This window comes from Methylobacterium tarhaniae, from assembly GCF_001043955.1.
GTDB classification, from domain to species: domain Bacteria; phylum Pseudomonadota; class Alphaproteobacteria; order Rhizobiales; family Beijerinckiaceae; genus Methylobacterium; species Methylobacterium tarhaniae.
Genome location: NZ_LABZ01000032.1, coordinates 1 through 18,652, shown reverse-complemented (window position 1 = coordinate 18,652; position 18,652 = coordinate 1). Strand labels below are relative to the sequence as shown.

The window sequence follows — 18,652 nt, the reverse complement described above, 5'->3', positions numbered from 1 at the left end:
GTGTAAGGCGCGGGTGGCGACGGCGTAAAGCCGAGCTTGCCCGAAGGATGTGGGCGGCGGGGGCCGGCCCGATCGGGGATCCGTTTCGGGCCAACGCGTTGCAATCGGGCCTGCGGGTCATTACCTAGCGCGCCACGGACGTCCCCCGGGGCGTTGCCGCGACGCCGATGCTCACCGTGACCATGGGCGCCGCTGCCCCGCGCGCTATACTGGCCCCGGCCGGTGTGGGTCTTGCTAGGGGCATCGCCGTCCCGGCGAGGCCGTCGGGCCGATCATCAGGATTTCACCGGGCCGCCGCGTGGCCCGCGAGCTAGAGGCAGGCTTCGCATCGTGATCGAACGGCTCGTGGCGTTTTCCGTACACCGGCGCTGGCTCGTCCTCGTGGCCGCGCTGCTGCTCACCGTCGCGAGCGCCGTCACGGCGGCGCACCTCTTCCGCATCAACACCGATGTCGAGCGCCTGATCACGCCGGACGTGCCCTGGCGCCAGGACGAGATCCAGTTCGAGAAGACCTTCCCGCAGCGCAGCAACCTGCTCGTCATGGTGATCGACGGGCAGACGCCGGAACAGGCCGAGGAGGCGGCGAACCGCCTGACCCAGGCCCTCTCCAGCCACAAGGACCTGCTGCCGATCGTCTACCGTCCCGATGGCGGGCCGTTCTTCGACAAGAACGGCCTCCTGCTGATGCCCCAGAAGGAGCTGGACCAGACCACGGAGCGGCTGATCCAGCAGCAGGGCCTGCTCGGGCCGCTCGCCGCCGACCCGTCCTTGCGCGGCATCATGCAGGCCATGGTGATGGGCGCTCAAGGCGTGAAGGCCGGCCAGGCCAAGCCCGAGGACCTCGTCGGCCCGATGGGCCAGATGAAGGATGTCTTCGATCGTGTCCTGAAGGGCGAGCGGGCGCAGCTCTCGTGGCAGCTGCTGCTCTCCGGCGGCAAGGTGGAGCCGAGCGACCTGCGCCGCTTCGTCATCGCCCAGCCCGTCCTCGACTACGACGCCCTCCAGCCCGGCGAGAAGGCGAGCCAGCTGATCCGCGAGACCGCCCGCGGCCTCGGCCTGACCGAGGCCAACGGGGTGCGGGTGCGCCTCACCGGCCAGGTCGCGGTGGCGGACGACGAATTCGCGACGCTGGCCGACGACGCGGCGCTGAACTACTCGGTCACCGGCGGCGCCATCGTGCTGTTCCTGTGGCTGGCGCTGCGTTCCGGCAGCCTCGTCGTCGCCGTCCTCATCACCACCTTCGCGGGCCTGATCGTCACGGCGGCCCTCGGCCTCGCGATGGTCGGCGAGCTGAACCCGATCTCGGTCGCCTTCGCGGCCCTGTTCGTCGGCCTCGGCATCGATTTCGGCATCCAGTTCGCCGTACGCTACCGCGCCGACCGCTTCGCCGAGGCGGACCTCGAACGGGCGATCCGCTCGGCCGCCCGCGGCGTCGGCTGGTCGCTGACCCTGGCGGCGGTGTCGCTGCTCGCCGGCTTCTTCTCGTTCCTGCCGACCGACTTTCGCGGCGTGTCCGAGCTCGGCCTGATCGCCGGCGTCGGCATGATCGTCGCCTATCTCTTCTCCCTCACCCTGCTGCCGGCGCTGATCGCCGTGCTGCGGCCGCCGGGCGAGAAGCAGGAGGTCGGCACCGCCAGCATGGCCTCGGTCGACCACTGGATCCTCGCCAACCGCAAGCTGGTCCTGGTGCTCACCGGCCTCGTCACGGTGGCGGGCCTGCCCTTGCTCTACTGGCTGCCCTTCGACTCGAACCCGATGCACCTGCGCAGCGCGAAGGTGGAATCGGTCGCGACCTATCTCGACCTCGCCAAGGACCCGAAGACCAGCCCCAACTCGATCGACGTGGTGGTCCCCAACCGCGACGCGATCGGCCCGATGGTCAAGAAGCTCACGGCCCTGCCGAGCGTCGCCGGGGTGATCGACATCGACACCTTCGTGCCCGCCGACCAGGACCAGAAGCTCGCCACGATCGAGGACGCGGCGCAGGTGCTCGGCCCGGTGCTCAGCCCGCCCCGCGTCGCGCCGGCGCCGGCCGACCGCGAGGTGGTGACGGCGATCCGCAACGCGGTCACGGCCCTGCGCGGCATCGCGCAGGCAGGCCAGGGAGGGAACGCCTCCGGCCCGCTCGCCACCATCCAGGGCTTCACCGACACCCTCGATCGCCTGGCCAATGCCGAGCCCCCGGTGCGCGAGGCCGCCGCCGCCGCGGTGGTGCCGAACCTCAAGGCCTTGCTCACCCGCCTGCGCAGCCTGCTCGCGCCGGAGAAGATCACGCTGGAGAACCTGCCCAGGCAGATCCGCTCCGAGTGGATCGCCGCCGACGGCAAGGCCCGGATCGAGGTGCAGCCCAAGGGCAACTCGAACGACAACACGGTGCTGCGGCGCTTCTCGAAGGAGGTCCTGAGCGTGGCCCCGCACGCCACCGGCGCGCCGGTCGCCACCACCCGGTCGAGCCACACCATCCTCGGCGCCTTCATCGAGGCGGGCCTGCTCGCGCTCCTCTCGATCTTCATCATCCTGTCGGTGGCCCTGCGCCGGCCCTGGGACGTCGCCATGGCGCTCGGGCCGCTGGTGCTCGCCACCCTGTGGACGCTCGAGGCGCTCTACCTCATCGGCATGCCGCTGAACTTCGCCAACATCATCGCGCTGCCCTTGATGCTGGCAGTGGGCGTGGCCTTCCACATCTACTACGTGATCGCCTGGCGCGCCGGCGTCGCCGACATGCTGGCGTCCAGCCTGACCCGGGCGATCTTCTTCTCGGCGCTCACCACCGGCACCGCCTTCGGCTCGCTGGTTCTGTCGAGCCATCCGGGCACCGCCAGCATGGGCAAGCTGCTCGCCCTGTCGCTGTTCTTCACGCTGGTGGCCGCCTTCTTCATCGTGCCGGCCTTCCTCGGCCCGCCGCCGAAGCAGAAGGCCAAGGAAGGGGCGCCGGAAACGGCGGCCCGGCGGGACCCGCTGATCCCGGCCTGACGGCCGGGCGACACTCCGTAACGACGAGGCCCGCCCCTTCGCCGAGGGGCGGGCTTTTTTCATGATGTCGCGACGCCCGAACCCTCCCCCCTCTGCGGGGGAGGGTGGCGAGCGGAGCGAGCCGGGAGAGGGGCGGCGCGACGCTGATCAAGTGAAGCGCCCTTCAGAACGGTTCAGTCTTTTCCGGAAGCGTCGTCCCCTCTCCCGCCCCACTCCGTGGGGCACCCTCCCCCGCAGAGGGGGGAGGGAAAACCCGCGCTCGTCTCGTCTCGGTTGCTTTCCCGGATCATGCTGCACCCAGCAGTCGGGACTTTAATCCCTCCGTCCCGTTGCGCCGCAGCGAAGACCCGTGTACGCACGGGCCATGATGCAGGATCGAGCCATTCCGGTCTCGCGGCCCACGCCGCCGTAGCGCCCCGCTCTCCCGCGTCCTCTCTCCACGCCTGTTCTCCCTACCCGTCCGCCCCGCGCGGCGGATCGTCCTCGCGCGCCCCGTTGCGCCTCGCCTCGAAAGCTCACTCTCCATGAACCTCGTCCGCCTGCGGCGCGAATGGGCGCCCGACGTCACGCGCGAAATCCTGTCCGGTACCGTCGTGGCGCTCGCCCTCATCCCGGAGGCGATCGCCTTCTCGATCATCGCCGGGGTCGACCCGAAGGTCGGGCTCTACGCCTCGTTCTGCATCGCGGTCGTCACCGCGATCGCCGGCGGGCGCCCGGCGATGATCTCGGCCGCCACCGGCGCGATGGCGCTGGTGATGACGACGCTCGTCAAGGATCACGGAATCGGCCACCTCTTCGCCGCCACGATCCTGACCGGCCTGATCCAGATCGCCGCGGGGTTCCTCCGCCTCGGCAACCTGATGCGCTTCGTCTCGCGCTCGGTCGTCACCGGCTTCGTCAATGCGCTGGCGATCCTGATCTTCCTCGCGCAGATGCCGGAACTGATCGGCCGCGGGCCGGTCGTCTACGCGATGACCGCCGCCGGCCTCGCGCTGATCTACGGCCTGCCGTACCTGACGAGGGCCGTGCCCTCGGCGCTGGTCACCATCGTGCTGTTCACCGCCCTGTCGATGAGCCTCGGCCTCGGCATCCGCACCGTCGGCGACATGGGGGCGCTGCCGAGCGAGCTGCCGAGCTTCGCCCTGCCGCAGGTCCCCCTCACCTTCGAGACCCTGCGGATCATCCTGCCCTACGCGCTCACCCTCGCGATGGTCGGCCTGCTGGAGAGCCTGATGACCGCGGCGATCGTCGACGAGCGCACCGACACCTCCTCGAACAAGAACCGCGAATGCGCCGGCCAGGGCCTGGCCAACGTCACCGCCGGCCTGTTCGGCGGCATGGCCGGCTGCGCGATGATCGGCCAGTCGGTGATCAACGTCTCGTCGGGCGGCCGCGGCCGGCTCTCGACGCTGTGGGCCGGCGCCTTCCTGCTGTTCCTGATCGTGGTGCTCGGGCCCTACGTGGCGCAGATCCCGATGGCGGCCCTGGTCGCCGTGATGATCATGGTATCGATCAACACCTTCCAATGGCGCTCGATCCGCACCCTGGTCACCCACCCGACCACGTCGAGCATCGTGATGCTCGGCACCGTCGCGGTCGTGGTCGCGACCCACGACCTCGCCAAGGGCGTGCTGTTCGGCGTGGTCCTGAGCGGGCTGTTCTTCGCCCACAAGGTCACCCGGTTCTTCGCCGTCGCGTCGTCGCGCGCGGGCCGCACCCGCACCTACCGGGTCACCGGCCAGATCTTCTTCGCCACGGCGGAGGCCTTCCATGCCGGGTTCGATTTCCGCGAGGAGGACCTGGAGCGCGTGGTGATCGACCTGACCGAGGCCCATTTCTGGGACCTCACCGCCGTCAACGCCCTCGACCGCGTGGTGCTGAAGTTCCGCCACCACGATGTGCCGGTGGAAGTCACCGGCCTCAACGCGGCCTCCGCCACCCTGGTCGAGAGGCTCGGCACCCACGACAAGCCGGGTGCGGCGCTCGCCTCGGGGCATTGAGCCCCTATCCGGGGGCCCGCGCCGTCGCCCCGTGCACCATGGCCAGCACGCCGGCCCGCAGGAGGTCGTACTTGGTCGGCAGGCCGGGGCCGGTCGGCAGCCGGCCGGCGGCGGCCAGCGTCGCGATGCCGTGGGAGAGCGCCCAGACCTCCAGGGCGACGAAGCGCGGATCGACGCCCGCCGAGAAGCCGTCCGGGAAGGTGTTCCGCAGGGCCTCGACCAGGAGGCCGAAGGCGTCGCGGTCGCGCGGCGCCTGGACCGGCGGACAGCCGTCGGGCCCGAGGGGCCGGGCCTCGAAGATCGCCGCGTAGTAGCCCGGCTCCTCCTCGGCGAAGGTCAGGTAGGCTTCGCCCATCCGGGTGAAGCGCTCCAGCGGCGTGCCGGGGCCGCGCAAGGCCCGGGCGAGGCGGGCGGCGAGCTCGGTGAAGCCGCGCTCGGCCACCTCCTCCAGCAGGGCCTCGCGGCCGCGGAAGTGGCGGTAGAGCGCCGCCGGCGAGACGCCGACGAGGCGCGCCGCATCGACCAGGGTGAAGCCGCCGATGCCGCGCTCCGCGATGAAGCGGCGCGCGGCCTCGATCAGGGCCTCCTTGAGGTTGCCGTGATGGTAGCCGCGCCGGTCGGACGGGCCGCTGCGCCAGGGTCGCACCGTGTCTTTCTGTCTCTTCGCGGGGCCGGACCGGCCGCTCCGCAAGCCCATAGAGCATTTTCGCGCCGACGGCAGGCTCAACCGGTGCGGCTTTCCAGATGGAAGCGCGGCACGTGGTCCGGCCGCAGCGTCGTGGTCGCCACTGGCAGCACCGGCCGGTCGTCGGCAAGGGAGAGGCGCATGTCGCGCATCAGGCGCGCCAGGACCAGGGTCGCCTCGGCCAGCGCCAGCTGCGCGCCGATGCAGATCCGCGGGCCGGCGCCGAACGGCAGGTAGGCGAAGCGGTCCGGTTCCGGGCGATCGAGGAAGCGGTGCGGGTCGAAGACCTCCGGCCGGTCCCACCAGCGCGGATCGCGGTGGAGCACCCAGGTCGGGATCATCACGATGCCGCCGGCCGGGATCTCGGTGCCCTCGACCGCGCCCGCCCGCGCGGCGCGGCGGGGGATGACGTAGACCGGGGGATAGAGCCGCAGGGTCTCCTGCACCACCGACCGGGCCAGCCGCAGATGGGCCAGGGACGCGGCGGCGCCCTCCTCCGACAGGTCGAGCCCGGCCGCTTCCGCGGCCAGGGCGTCCTGCACGGCCGGGTCCCGGGCGAGCAGCGTGCAGGCCCAGAACAGGGTCGAGGCGGTGGTCTCGTGGCCGGCGACGATCAGGGTGCCGACCTCGTCGGCGAGGAGCCCGCCGGGTGCCTCGCCATGGGCCTCGACGAGGAGGTCGAACAGGTCCCGGGCCGAGCCCGCTGCCCCCTGCTCGCGCCGCGCCGCCAGCACCGCCTGCACGACCTTCAGCCAGCGGCGGCGAAACAGCGCCCGGCGCGGGCTCGACGGGGTCGGCCAGCCGGCCGGCAGCAGGAAATCGGCGACGGTCGGCTTACCCAGCCGGTCGAGATAGCCGGAAACGAGGGCCCGGATCTCCGTGCCCAGAGCCCCGGTCTCGAGGGAGAACATCGAGGTGGTGGCGATGTCGAGGGCGACGCGCTGCATCTCGGAGCGCAGGTCGGCCGGGGCGCCGAGGCCCGCCGCCAGCCGGCGGCAGGACTCGTCCGCGCTGCGGGCGACGAAGCGCAGCATCAAGGGCAGGGTACGGGGCGTGAAGGCGGGGGCCAGCACCTTGCGCTGGTGGCGCCAGGCCTCGCCGTCGGCGAGCACCAGGCCGTTTCCGGCGATCGGCCCGAGCGCCCGCCGGCCGGCGGGCAGGCGCGTGAAATCCTGGGTGGCCGAGAGCAGGACGTGGCGGGCGCCGGCCGGTGTGGCGAGCAGGACGATCCGGCCGCCCCCGGGCAGCGGGATCGTCACCGCCGGCGCGTCGAGGCAGGCCCGGGGCAAGGCCTCCAGGGTGTTGCGCCGGAACGCCCCCAGCAGCTTGAGCCAGCCGACCCGCTCGGCGAGGGCCGGTGCCGGCGGCGCGTAGGACCCCGGCGCTTGCGCAGCGATGGAGAGCCTGCCGGAAGCCGTCATGGACAAGGCGAAAGGTCTCCGGTGGCGCGATCCTCCTGCTTTACGCGAGCGGTTCGGGCTCCGCCAAGCTTCGATCCGTCAAGCCGAGATGCCGCGCCACCATCCGGCCGATCGCCGCGAAGCCGAGCGGCCCGAGGGGGCCGGGAGGAACGTCCGGCCCGAAGGCCAGGACCGGCACCTGCTCGCGGGTGTGGTCGGTGCCGGTCCAGGTCGGGTCGTTGCCGTGGTCGGCGGTGACGAGGCAGAGATCGCCGGGCCTCAAGGCCGCCCGGATCTCCGGCACCCGGGCGTCGAAGCGCTCCAGGGACGCGGCATAGCCCGGCACGTCGCGGCGGTGGCCGTACTCGGTGTCGAACTCGACGAGGTTGGCGAAGACGAGGCCGCCATCGGGCAGGTCGGCGAGCGCGTCGAGGGCTGCCGTCAGGCAGGCATCGTTGCCGCCGGGCTTGACCTCGCGGCCGGTCGAGCGATGGGCGAAGATGTCGCCGATCTTGCCGACGCTCACCACCGGCCGGCCGGCGGCGGCGAGGCGGTCGAGGAGGGTGTCGCCGGGGGGCGGCACGGCATAGTCGCGCCGGTGGGCGGTGCGGGTGAAGCCCCGTCCTTCCTCGCCGGTGAAGGGCCGGGCGATGACCCGGCCGATGCGGTAGGGGTCGCAGAGCCGGCGGGCGATGGTGCACAGCGCGTAGAGCCGGTCGAGCCCGAACGCCTCCTCGTGGGCGGCGATCTGGAACACGCTGTCGACCGAGGTGTAGCAGATCGGCTTGCCCGTCCGGACGTGTTCCGCCCCCAGCTCCTCGATGATCGCGGTGCCGGAGGCGTGGCAATCGCCGAGGATCCCCGGCAGCCCGGCTTCCCCGATCAGGGCTTGCGTGAGTGCGGGCGGGAAGGCCGGCCGCGTCGCCGGGAAGTGGCCCCAGGAAAAGTCCACCGGTACCCCGGCGATCTCCCAGTGGCCCGACACCGTGTCCTTGCCCTGGGCGCTCTCGACCGCGTGGCCGAAGGCGCCCGCGACCGGCCCCGTCGGCGCGAGGCCGGGCGGCATCCGGCCGCTCGCTCCTTCCGCCGCCAGCCCGAGGCCGAGACCGGCGAGGTGAGGCAGGCGCAACGGGCCGGAGCGGAGGGAGGCCCGGTCGCCCCTCCCCGCGGCACAGGCCTCCGCGATGTGGCCGAGCGTGTCGGCGCCCCGGTCGCCGAACGCGTCCGCATCCGGCGCGCCGCCGATGCCGACGGAATCCAGCACGATGAGGAGCGCCCGGCTCATTCGTTGACCGCCCCGGTGGGTGCCGCCGCGAGGTCGAAGGCGGCGGCGAACAGGGCCTGGGTATAGGCGGTGCGGGGCCGGGAGAAGATCTCCTCGGCGGCGCCCTCCTCGACCACCTGCCCGCCCTGCATCACCATCACCCGGTTGGCGAGCGCCCGCACCACCTTCAGGTCGTGGCTGATGAACAGGTAGCCGAGGCCGCGCCGGGCTTGCAGCTCGCGCAGGAGTTCGACGATCTGGGCCTGGACCGACATGTCGAGGGCCGAGGTCGGCTCGTCGAGGACGACGAAGCGCGGATCGAGCGCCATGGCCCGGGCGATGGCGATGCGCTGGCGCTGGCCGCCGGAGAATTCGTGCGGGTAGCGGTCCATGGCCGCCGGATCGAGCCCGACATCGGTCAGCGCCCGGGCGACGATCTCCCGGCGCTCGGCCTCGCTGCGTCCCTTGCCCTGCACCTCCAGCCCCTCGGCGACGATCTCGGCCACCGACATCCGGGGCGAGAGCGAGCCGTAGGGGTCCTGGAACACCACCTGCATCTCGCGCCGCAGGGGCCGCATGGCGCTGGCCGACAGCCCGTCGATGCGCCGGCCGAGATAGACCACCGGGCCCTGCGAGGCGGTGAGGCGCAGGATGGCGAGGCCGAGCGTGGTTTTCCCTGAGCCCGATTCGCCCACCACCCCGACCGTCTCGCCCTCGCGGACGCTGAGCGCGACCCCGTCCACCGCCTTGACGTGGCCGGTGGTGCGCCGGAGCAGGCCGGTCTTGATCGGGAAATGGACCCGGATCGGCCCGGCCTCGACCAGGATCGGCGCAGCCTCCGGAACCGGGTTGCCGCGGCCCCGCGGCTCGGCGGCGAGCAGGCGGCGGGTATAGTCGTGCTGCGGGTTCGAGAAGACCTCGGCGACCGGGCCGGCCTCGACGATGCGGCCCTGCAGCATCACGCAGACCCGGTCGGCGACCCGGCGGACGATGCCGAGATCGTGGGTGATGAACAGCATCGCCATGCCGAGCCGCGCCTTGAGGTCGGCGAGGAGCGACAGGATCTGGGCCTGGACGGTGACGTCGAGGGCGGTCGTCGGCTCGTCGGCCACCAGCAGGTCGGGCTCGCAGGCGAGCGCCATCGCGATCATCACCCGCTGGCGCTGCCCGCCGGAGAGTTCGTGCGGATAGGCGCCGAGCCGCCGTTCGGCGTCGCGGATGCCGACGAGGTTCAGGAGCTCCAGGGTGCGGGCGCGGGCCGCCTCGCCGCTCATTGGCTGATCCTTGCCCTTGTGCAGCCGCAGCACCTCGCCGACCTGGTCGGCGATGCGGTGCAGCGGGTTCAGGGAGGTCATCGGCTCCTGGAACACCATGGTGATGTCGGCGCCGCGGATCTCGCGCATCTGCGGCTCGGACAGCGTCAGCAGGTCGCGGCCCTTGAAGCGGATGCGCCCCTCCGGCGTCGCGCCGTCGACGAGGCGCAGGATCGAGAGCGCCGTCACCGACTTGCCGGAGCCCGATTCGCCGACGAGGGCCACGGTCTCCCCCGGCGCGATGGCGAAGGAGACGCGATCGACGGCGCGGGTCTCGCGCCCGCCCTGGCGGAAGGCGACGGAGAGGTCCTGGACGGAGAGGAGCGGGTCGGTCATCGGATCGGAACTAGGGCGGCAGCGCGCCGATGGACCGGTGTAGGTCATTCCCCGGCGGGCGGGAACCGGGGCTTGCGGTTGGGGGCTGGTCGGGCAGATGAAAGTCGTGGCGCGGGTTCTCTCCTCTCCCCGCCCGCGAGGAGAGGGGAAACCCGCTTTCTACTGGTCTCGACACCGATCAGGCGGACACTGCCTCACTCGTCCACCCGCGGCGCCTGGCCGCGATCGATCGGCAGCGGTGCGAACTGCTTCAGCGCGTCTCCGCTCGGCAGGCTGCTGGTGTCCCAGCCGCCGCCGATGGCGCCGATCAGCGCCACCGCGTTGGCGAAGCGGTTGAGCCGGACCTGCAGCGCCGTGACCTCGTTGTTGAGCTCCAGCGCCTGGGCGGTGACGACGGTGGTGTAGTTCTGGGTGCCGGCCCGGTACTCGTTGAGCGCGATCTCCACCGCCCGGCGCGAGGATTGCACCGCGAGTTCCTGCGCCGCCTGCTGGCGGGCGAGGATGCGCTGGCCGGCCAGCCCGTTCTCGACCTGCTGGAAGGCGGTGAGCACCGTCTGGCGATAGTTGGCGACCGCCGCGTCGTAGGCGGCCTCGACGGCCTGGAGCGCCGCCGTGCGGGCGCCGCCGTCGAACAGCACCTGAGACCCCGAGGCCGCCACCGACCAGAACGAGTTCGCGGCGGCGAAGAAGTTGCGGGCCGGATCGCCCGCGATGCCGCCATTCGCCGACAGGGTGACGGTCGGGAAGAACGCCGCCACGGCGACGCCGATCTGGGCGCTCTGGGATTGCACGGTGCGCTCGGCCAGCGCGACGTCGGGGCGGCGCTCCAGGAGGTCGGAGGGCAGGCTGACCGGAACATTGGGCGGGCGCGCCGGCAGGCTGCCGCGGGCGAGCGACACCTCGGAGGGCGGCCGGCCGATCAGCGTCGCGATGGCGTGTTCCAGGTTCGCCCGCTGCAGCCCGACCGCGATGGCGTTGGCCTGGGTGGTCTGGAGCTGGGTCTGGGCGGTGATGACGTCGGAGCGGGCGGCGACGCCGGCATTGTACTGGTTCTGCGCGATGGTGAGCGAGCGCTGATAGGCCTGCACCGTCCGTTCCAGCAGGCTCTGCAGCGATTCCTGGTAGCGCAACTGGTAATAGGCGGTGGCGAGTTGCGTCTGGAGCGCCAGGCGCACCGAGGCGAGATCGGCGGCGCTGGCCTGGGCGGCGGCGACGTCGCTCTCGATCAGGCGGCGGATGCGGCCGAACAGGTCGAGTTCCCAAGTCGCCGAGCCCTGGAGCGTGACGGTGGTGCGCTCGACCCCGCCGGTGCTGGACCGGCTGATCGAGGGGGCGCCCAGCGCGGTCGGGAACAGCTGGGCGCGGGCCTCCTGCACCAGGGCGCGGGCCTGCCGGTAGGCGGCGACCTGGGCGCGCAGGGTCTGGTTGTCGACGTCGATCAGGCGGATCAGCCGGTCGAGGGCCGGATCGCGAAACACCCGCCACCAGTCGCCGCGCTCCGCCTCGTCGAGGGGCCGCACCGGCCGCCAGTGGCGCGGCGGCATCGGCCGGGCGCCGCCCTCCTTGAAGGCGGCAGGTGTCTCGACGGTGGGGCGGGAATAATCGGGGCCGACGAGGCAGCCGGCGAGGGCCAGGGGTAGGATGGCCGTCGCGGCGAGTCGGAATGGCGCCTGCGGAACCCTCCCCCCACGGAACTCGGGCTTGCCCGAGTTCCGCACCCAAGTGCCCAAGTCGGGCAAGCCCGACTTGGGACGGTGGAGGGTGGCGAACGCAGCGAGCCGGGAGAGGGGCAGCGCGACGCTGATCCAGAGGGCGCCCGTCAGAACGGTGCCGTCATATCCGGAAGCGTGGTTCCCCTCTCCCGCCCCGCTCCGCCGGGCACCCTCTCCCGCAGAGGGGGGAGGGTTCGGCGCTGCGGCATCGGTTTGGACAATGAAATCGGTGGAAAAGGTCATTCGGCCGGCAGCGCCCGCGTGGCGGAGCCCCGGCGGCGGCCGACCCAGAGCCGGAACCGGTCGAGGTACAGGTAGACGACGGGGGTGGTGTAGAGGGTCAGGACCTGGCTCACGATGAGGCCGCCGACGATGGCGATGCCGAGGGGACGGCGCAGCTCGGAGCCCTCGCCGCTGTCGAGAATCAGCGGCAGCGCCCCCAGCAAGGCGGCCAAGGTTGTCATCATGATCGGGCGGAAGCGCAAGAGGCAGGCCTCGCGGATCGACTCCCGCGGGCTCAAGGACCGCGTGCGCTCGGCGTCGAGCGCGAAGTCGATCATCATGATGGCGTTCTTCTTCACGATGCCGATCAGCAGGATTACGGCGATCAGCGCGATCACCCCGAACTCCTCCCCGGCCAGCATCAGCGCCAGGATCGCCCCGATGCCGGCCGAGGGCAGGGTGGAGAGGATGGTCAGCGGGTGGACCCAGCTCTCGTAGAGGATGCCGAGCACCGCGTAGACCGCGAGCAGGGCCGCCAGGATCAGCAGCGGCTGGCGCGAGGACGAGGACTGGAAGCTCTTCGCCGCACCGGCGAATTCGCCGTGGATGGTGGCGGGCAGGCGCAGGTCGCGCATGTGGCCGTCGATCGCCGCGGTGGCGTCGCTCAGGCTCTTGCCCGGCGCCAGATTGAACGACAGCGTGGTGGCGACGAACAGGCCCTGATGGCTGACCTGGACCGGGGTCGAGCCGGTCTCGAAGCGGGCGAAGGCGGAGAGCGGCACCATCGTCTCCTTGCTGCTGCTGACCGCGGCGCTCGACGAGGCGCTCGACCGCCCGGCCGCCGCGATGGAATTGGTGGCGGCGTTGCGGGCCGAATCGGTCGCGACCGCAGCCGCGGCGGCGTTCGCGTCGGTCGGGGCGGTGGCGGCGCTCGCCACCGTGCCGGCGACCGCGTTGGTGGTGGCCGAGCCGCGGGCCCGCGCCCCCGAGGTCGAGACGTAGATCATCTTCAGAGTCTCGGGGTTGTCGAGGTAGCGCGGCGCGATCTCCATCACGACGTGGTACTGGTTCAACGGGTTGTAGATCGTCGAGACCTGGCGCTGGCCGAAGGCGTCGTAGAGGGTGTTGTCGATCTGGTCCGGCGTCAGGCCGTAGCGGAAGGCGGTCGGCCGGTCGATGACGAGGCGCGTTTCCAGGCCGCCCTGCTGCTGGTCGGAGGTGACGTCGGTGAAGGTCGGGTCCTTCTGGAGCGCCTCCAGCAGCTTCGGGGTCCAGGTATAGAGCTCCTCGCTGGTGTCGCCCTGCAGCGTGTACTGGTATTGCGAGAAGCTCTGGCGCCCGCCGACGGAGAGATCCTGGCGCGGAAACAGGTAGAGCCGGGCGCCCGGGATGGCGGCGAGCTTCGGCCGCAGCCGGGTCATCACCTCGCCGATCGGGTCGCGCTGGCCCAAAGGCTTCAGGCCGACGAAGACGTTGGCCGAGTTGGTCCCGCGCCCGCCGGTGAAGCCGACCACGCTCTCCACCGCCGGGTCGGCCTGGACGATGGCGGTGGCGCGCCTGAGCTTCGCGCTCATCGCCTGGAACGAGATGCGCTGGTCGGCCTGGATGCCGCCGATCATCTGGCCGGTATCCTGCTGGGGAAAGAACCCCTTCGGCACGATCACGTAGAGGTAGACGTTGAGCACCACCGCCGCGAGCAGCACCAGCATCACGGTCACGCCGTGGCGGAGCGCCCAGTCGAGGGTGACGCGGTAGAAGCCGAGCAGCCCCGAGAACGCGGCCTCCAGCCCCCGCGCCAGGGGGCCCGGCCGGGCGCCGTGCCTCTCGGGCTTGAGGAGCCGGGCGCACATCATCGGCGTGGTGGTGAGCGAGACGACGAGCGAGATCAGGATCGCCAGCGACAGGACGACGGCGAATTCCTGGAAGAACCGCCCGACGATGCCGCCGGCGAGCAGGATCGGCAGGAACACCGCGATCAGCGACAGGCTCATCGACAGGACCGTGAACCCGACCTCGCGGGCGCCGAGCAACGCCGCCTCGACCCGCGAGCGCCCGTCCTCGATGTGGCGCTGGATGTTCTCCAGCACCACGATCGCGTCGTCGACCACGAAGCCGGCCGCGATGATGAGGGCCATCAGGGAGATGTTGTCGAGGCTGTAGTCGCACAGCCACATGGCGGCGAAGGTGCCGACCAGCGAGATCGGCACCGCCACCGCCGGGATCAGGGTGGCGGGGCCCGAGCGCAGGAAGCCGAACACCACCAGGATCACGAGACCGACCGAGATCAGCAGCGTGCGCTCTGCCTCCGCCAGCGACGCCCGGATGGTGAGCGAGCGGTCGCCGGTGACGATCAGCTCGGTGTCGCCCGGGAGCGCCGCCTTGAGCTGCGGCAGCGCCTCCTTCAACCGGTCGATTGTCTCGACGACGTTGCCGCCGGGCTGCTTGTAGACGATCAGGAGCACGCCGCGCTGGCCGTTGACGAGGCCGAGATTGCGCCGGTCCTCGACGCCGTCGACCACCTGGCCGACATCGCGCAGGCGCACGCCCGCGCCGTTGCGGTAGGCGACGACGATGTCCTGGTAGTCGGCGGCCTTGCGGCCCTGGTCGTTGGCGTAGAGCTGGTAGCGCCGCTCGCCGGCCTCGATTGCGCCTTTCGGCGAGTTGGCGTTGGCGCTGGCGAGCGCGGCGCGAATGCCTTCCAGGCCGATGCCGTAATGGAACAGGGCGTTGGGATCGAGCTCGACCCGCACCGCCGGCAGCGACGAGCCGCCGATCTCGACGTTGCCGATGCCCTCGAGCTGCGACAGCTTCTGGGCCAGCACGGTCGCGGCCGAATCGTAGAGCGCGCCGGGGCTCAGGGTCTTCGAGGTCAGGCCGAGGATCAGGATCGGCGCGTCGGCCGGGTTGAACTTGCGGTAGGTGGGATTCTGGCGGAGCGCCGTCGGCAGGTCGGCCCGCGCGGCGTTGATCGCCGCCTGCACGTCGCGGGCGGCGCCGTTGATGTCGCGGTCGAGCCCGAATTGCAGCACGATCCGGGTCTGCCCGACGGAACTCGTCGAGGTCATCTGGTCGACATCGGCGATCTGGCCGAGGCGCCGTTCCAGGGGCGCGGCGACGGTGGTCGCCATGGTGTCGGGGCTGGCGCCGGGCATCGAGGCCTGGACCAGGATGGTCGGGAAGTCGATCTGCGGCAGCGGCGCCACCGGCAGCCGCACGAAGGCGAACAGGCCGGCAAGCAGCACGCCGAGGGTGAGCAGAGTGGTGGCGACCGGGCGCAGGATGAAGGGGGCGGAGAGGTTCACCCGGTTCTCCCACGCGCGCGCCGCCGAACCCTCCCCCCTCTGCGGGGGAGGGTGGTCCCTGCGTCAGCAGGGGCCGGGAGAGGGGACGCCGCTTCCGGAGAGGTCGCGCGCGTCATGAAAGGCGCCACCTGAATCAGCGTCGCGGTCCCCTCTCCCGCCCCGCTCCGCGGGGCACCCTCCCCCGCAGAGGGGGGAGGGTTCATGCGCGCGGTCGTCGCGACGCTCACGGCACCGCCTCCCCGGGCGCCAGCCCGCTGCCCCGCCGGCCGGAGAGGCGCCGCCCGAGACGGTCGAAGGCGAGGTAGATCACCGGCGTGGTGTAGAGCGTCAGGATCTGGCTCACGATCAGCCCGCCGGCGATCGAGATGCCGAGCGGCTGGCGCAGCTCCGAGCCGGTGCCCGTCCCGAGGATCAGCGGGATCGCCGCGAAGAGCGCCGCGAAGGTGGTCATCAGGATCGGGCGGAAGCGCAGGATGCAGGCCTCAAAGATCGCGTCCCGCGGGGTCATCCCCTCCTCGCGCTCGGCCTGGAGCGCGAAGTCGATCATCATGATGGCGTTCTTCTTCACGATGCCGATCAACAGCACGATGCCGATGATGCCGATGATGTCGAGGTCGTGCCCGAACAGCATCAGGCCGGCCAGCGCCCCGATGCCGGCCGAGGGCAGCGTCGAGAGGATCGTGATCGGGTGGACGAAGCTCTCGTAGAGGACACCGAGCACGATGTAGACCGTCACGATGGCGGCGAGCACCAGGAACAGGGTGTTGTCGAGCGAGGCCTGGAAGGCGAGCGCCGAGCCCTGGAAGATCAGCCGGAAGCTGTCGGGCATGCCGAGCTCCGCTTCCGCCGCCTTGATCGCGGCCACGGCCGGCCCGAGCGAGGCGCCCGGCGCCAGGTTGAACGAGATCGTGGTCGCCGGGAACTGGCCGAGATGGCTGATGAGGAGCGGGGCGCGGCGCTCGCTCACCTGGGCGATGGCGGTGAGCGGCACCTGGCCGTTGGTGGCGGTGGAGGACGGCAGGTAGATCCGCTGGAGCGAGTCCAGCGTCCGGTGCAGGTCCGGATCGGCCTCCAGGATCACCCGGTACTGGTTCGACTGGGTGAAGATGGTCGAGATGATGCGCTGGCCGAAGGCGTCGTAGAGGGCATTGTCGACCGAGGCCGGGGTGATGCCGTAGCGGCCGGCCGTGGCCCGGTCGATGGTGATGTAGGCCGAGAGCCCGCTCGCCTGCCGGTCGCTCGCCACGTCGGCGAGGTCGGGGATTGCTTTGAGGCGGTCGACGAGGCGCGGGACCCAGGTGTCGAAGGCGTTCGGGTCCGGGTTCTCCAGGATGAACTGGTATTGGGTGGCGCTCACCGCCGTGTCGATGGTGAGGTCCTGGACCGGCTGCATGAACAGCGCGATGCCCGGCACGTCGGCCACCCGGGCGTTGATCCGCCGGATGATCGCGCTGGCATTCTCCGTCCGCTCCTCGCGCGGGCGCAGGTTGATGAGGAAGCGGCCCGAGTTCAGCGTCACGTTCTGGCCGTCGACGCCGATGAACGACGACAGGCTGACCACGTCCGGATCCTTCAGGATCGCTTCGGCCAGGCGCTGCTGGCGCTCGGCCATGGCGCCGTAGGAGACGGTCTGGTCGGCCTGGGTGATGCCCTGGATGAGGCCCGTATCCTGGACCGGGAAGAAGCCCTTCGGGATCACGACGTAGAGGTAGACGGTGAGGACGAGCGTGCCGATCGCGACCAGCAGCGTCAGCCATTGATGGGCGAGCACGCCGCGCAGGGTCCGGCCGTAGAAGGCGATCCCACCCTCCATCAGCCGGCGCCCGGCCTGCGACAGGCGCCCGGCGGCACGGGCCTGCGGGGCCTCGTGGCGCAGGAGCCGGGCGCACAGCATCGGCACCAGGGTCAGCGAGACCACGCCGGAGATGACGATGGTGGCGGCCAGCGTGATGGCGAATTCGTGGAACAGCCGCCCGACCACCTCGCCCATGAACAGGAGCGGGATCAGCACCGCCAAGAGCGACACGGTGAGCGAGATGATGGTGAAGCCGATCTCGCGCGAGCCCTTGAGGGCCGCCTCCATCGGGCTGTCGCCCTCCTCGACGTGGCGGGCGATGTTCTCGATCACCACGATCGCGTCGTCGACCACGAAGCCGGTCGCGATGGTGAGCGCCATCAAGGACAGGTTGTCGAGGGAGAAGCCCCACAGGTCCATCACCGCCAGCGCGCCGACGAGGGAGAGCGGCACCGACAGGCTCGGGATCAGGGTGGCGGGCAGCGAGCGCAGGAACAGGAAGATCACCAGCACCACCAGGGCGATGGCGAGCAGCAGCTCGAACTGCACGTCTTCGACCGAGGCACGGATCGTCACCGTGCGGTCGGTGAGCGGGGTCACCTGGATCGCCGCGGGCAGCGTCGCCTGGAGCTGCGGCAGCAGCGCCTTGATCCGGTCCACCACCGCGATGACGTTGGCCCCGGGCTGGCGCTGGATGTTGAGGATCACCGCTGGGGTGGTGTCCATCCAGGCGCCGAGCTGGGTGTTCTCCGCGCCCTCCACCACCTCGGCCACCGCAGAGAGCCGCACCGGCGCGCCGTTGCGGTAGGCGATCACCGCGTCGCGATAGGCGCTGGGATCGCGGATCTGGTCGTTGGCGTTGATGGTGAAGGACTGGGTCGGCCCGTCGATCGAGCCCTTCGGGGTGTTGACGTTGAGGTTGTTGATGGTGGTGCGCAGGTCGTCGATGTTGAGGCCGTAGGCCGCGAGCGCCGTCGCGTTGAACCGCACCCGCACCGCCGGCCGCTGCCCGCCCGCCATCGAGACGAGGCCGACCCCCGAGACCTGGCTGATCTTCTGCGCCAGCCGCGTCTCGGCGAGGTCGCGGACCTGCGTCAGCGCCAGGGTCTTCGAGGTGAGCGCCAGCGTGAGGATCGGCGCATCGGCGGGGTTGACCTTGGCGTAGATGGGCGGCGCCGGCAGGTCGCTCGGCAGCAGGTTGCCGGCGGCATTGATGGCGGCCTGGACTTCCTGGGTGGCGATGTCGATGCCGAGATCGAGGTTGAACTGGAGCGTGATGACGGAAGCCCCGGCCGAGGATTGCGACGTCATCTGGTTGAGGTTGGCGAGCTGGCCGAATTGCCGCTCCAGCGGCGCCGTCACCGCCGAGGTCATCACCTCGGGGCTGGCGCCGGGATAGAAGGTCTGCACCTGGATCGTCGGATAATCGACCGAGGGCAGGGCCGAGAGCGGCAGGTTGAAGTAGGAGATCATGCCGACGAGCAGGATCGCCAGCATCAGGAGCGTGGTCGCGACCGGGCGCAGGATGAACAGGCGGGAGGGGTTCATCGGGCGGCTCGATCGTTTGTCACTGACGAACGCGCGCGACTCACCCTCCCCCCTCTGCGGGGGAGGGTGGCGAGCGGAGCGAGCCGGGAGAGGGGCAGCGCG

Annotated in this window: 9 protein-coding genes; 2 read left to right on the top strand and 7 right to left on the bottom strand. The window is 71.2% G+C overall.

Annotated elements, in window-relative coordinates:
• Positions 1–330 precede the first annotated feature (330 nt).
• The gene (locus VQ03_RS05805; protein ID WP_048449924.1) at positions 331–2,973 is read left to right on the top strand and encodes an MMPL family transporter; all 2,643 of its coding nucleotides are present in this window, start codon (positions 331–333) and stop codon (positions 2,971–2,973) included.
• Positions 2,974–3,497: 524 nt separating this feature from the next.
• Positions 3,498–4,973: a SulP family inorganic anion transporter gene (locus VQ03_RS05800; RefSeq protein ID WP_048449923.1), complete on the top strand. Its 1,476-nt coding sequence runs from the start codon at positions 3,498–3,500 to the stop codon at positions 4,971–4,973.
• Between the two features lie 4 nt (positions 4,974–4,977).
• Here VQ03_RS05800 and VQ03_RS05795 read toward each other — a convergent pair whose 3' ends face one another.
• The 7 genes from VQ03_RS05795 to VQ03_RS05765 all read right to left on the bottom strand — a co-directional run bounded on the left by VQ03_RS05795 (position 4,978) and on the right by VQ03_RS05765 (position 18,550).
• On the bottom strand, positions 4,978–5,619 hold the full coding sequence (locus VQ03_RS05795) for a TetR/AcrR family transcriptional regulator (RefSeq protein ID WP_048449957.1): 642 nt from the start codon (positions 5,617–5,619) through the stop codon (positions 4,978–4,980).
• Between the two features lie 77 nt (positions 5,620–5,696).
• On the bottom strand, positions 5,697–7,079 hold the full coding sequence (locus tag VQ03_RS05790) for a cytochrome P450 (protein WP_053078416.1): 1,383 nt from the start codon (positions 7,077–7,079) through the stop codon (positions 5,697–5,699).
• Between the two features lie 40 nt (positions 7,080–7,119).
• Positions 7,120–8,343, bottom strand: a complete 1,224-nt coding sequence (locus VQ03_RS05785; RefSeq protein WP_048449922.1) for a phosphopentomutase — start codon at positions 8,341–8,343, stop codon at positions 7,120–7,122.
• Entirely contained in the window at positions 8,340–9,971 is a 1,632-nt protein-coding gene (locus VQ03_RS05780; protein WP_048449921.1) for an ABC transporter ATP-binding protein, read from the bottom strand. The genes VQ03_RS05785 and VQ03_RS05780 overlap by 4 nt, the downstream gene beginning before the upstream one ends.
• A 194-nt stretch (positions 9,972–10,165) precedes the next feature.
• On the bottom strand, positions 10,166–11,614 hold the full coding sequence (locus VQ03_RS05775; RefSeq protein WP_048449955.1) for an efflux transporter outer membrane subunit: 1,449 nt from the start codon (positions 11,612–11,614) through the stop codon (positions 10,166–10,168).
• Between the two features lie 308 nt (positions 11,615–11,922).
• A complete protein-coding gene (locus tag VQ03_RS05770; protein ID WP_048449920.1) occupies positions 11,923–15,207 on the bottom strand; it encodes an efflux RND transporter permease subunit in 3,285 nt (1,094 codons plus the stop codon).
• 223 nt (positions 15,208–15,430) lie between these two features.
• Positions 15,431–18,550, bottom strand: coding sequence for an MdtB/MuxB family multidrug efflux RND transporter permease subunit (locus VQ03_RS05765; RefSeq protein ID WP_048449919.1), 3,120 nt, complete (start codon positions 18,548–18,550; stop codon positions 15,431–15,433).
• Between the last annotated feature and the right edge of the window lie 102 nt (positions 18,551–18,652).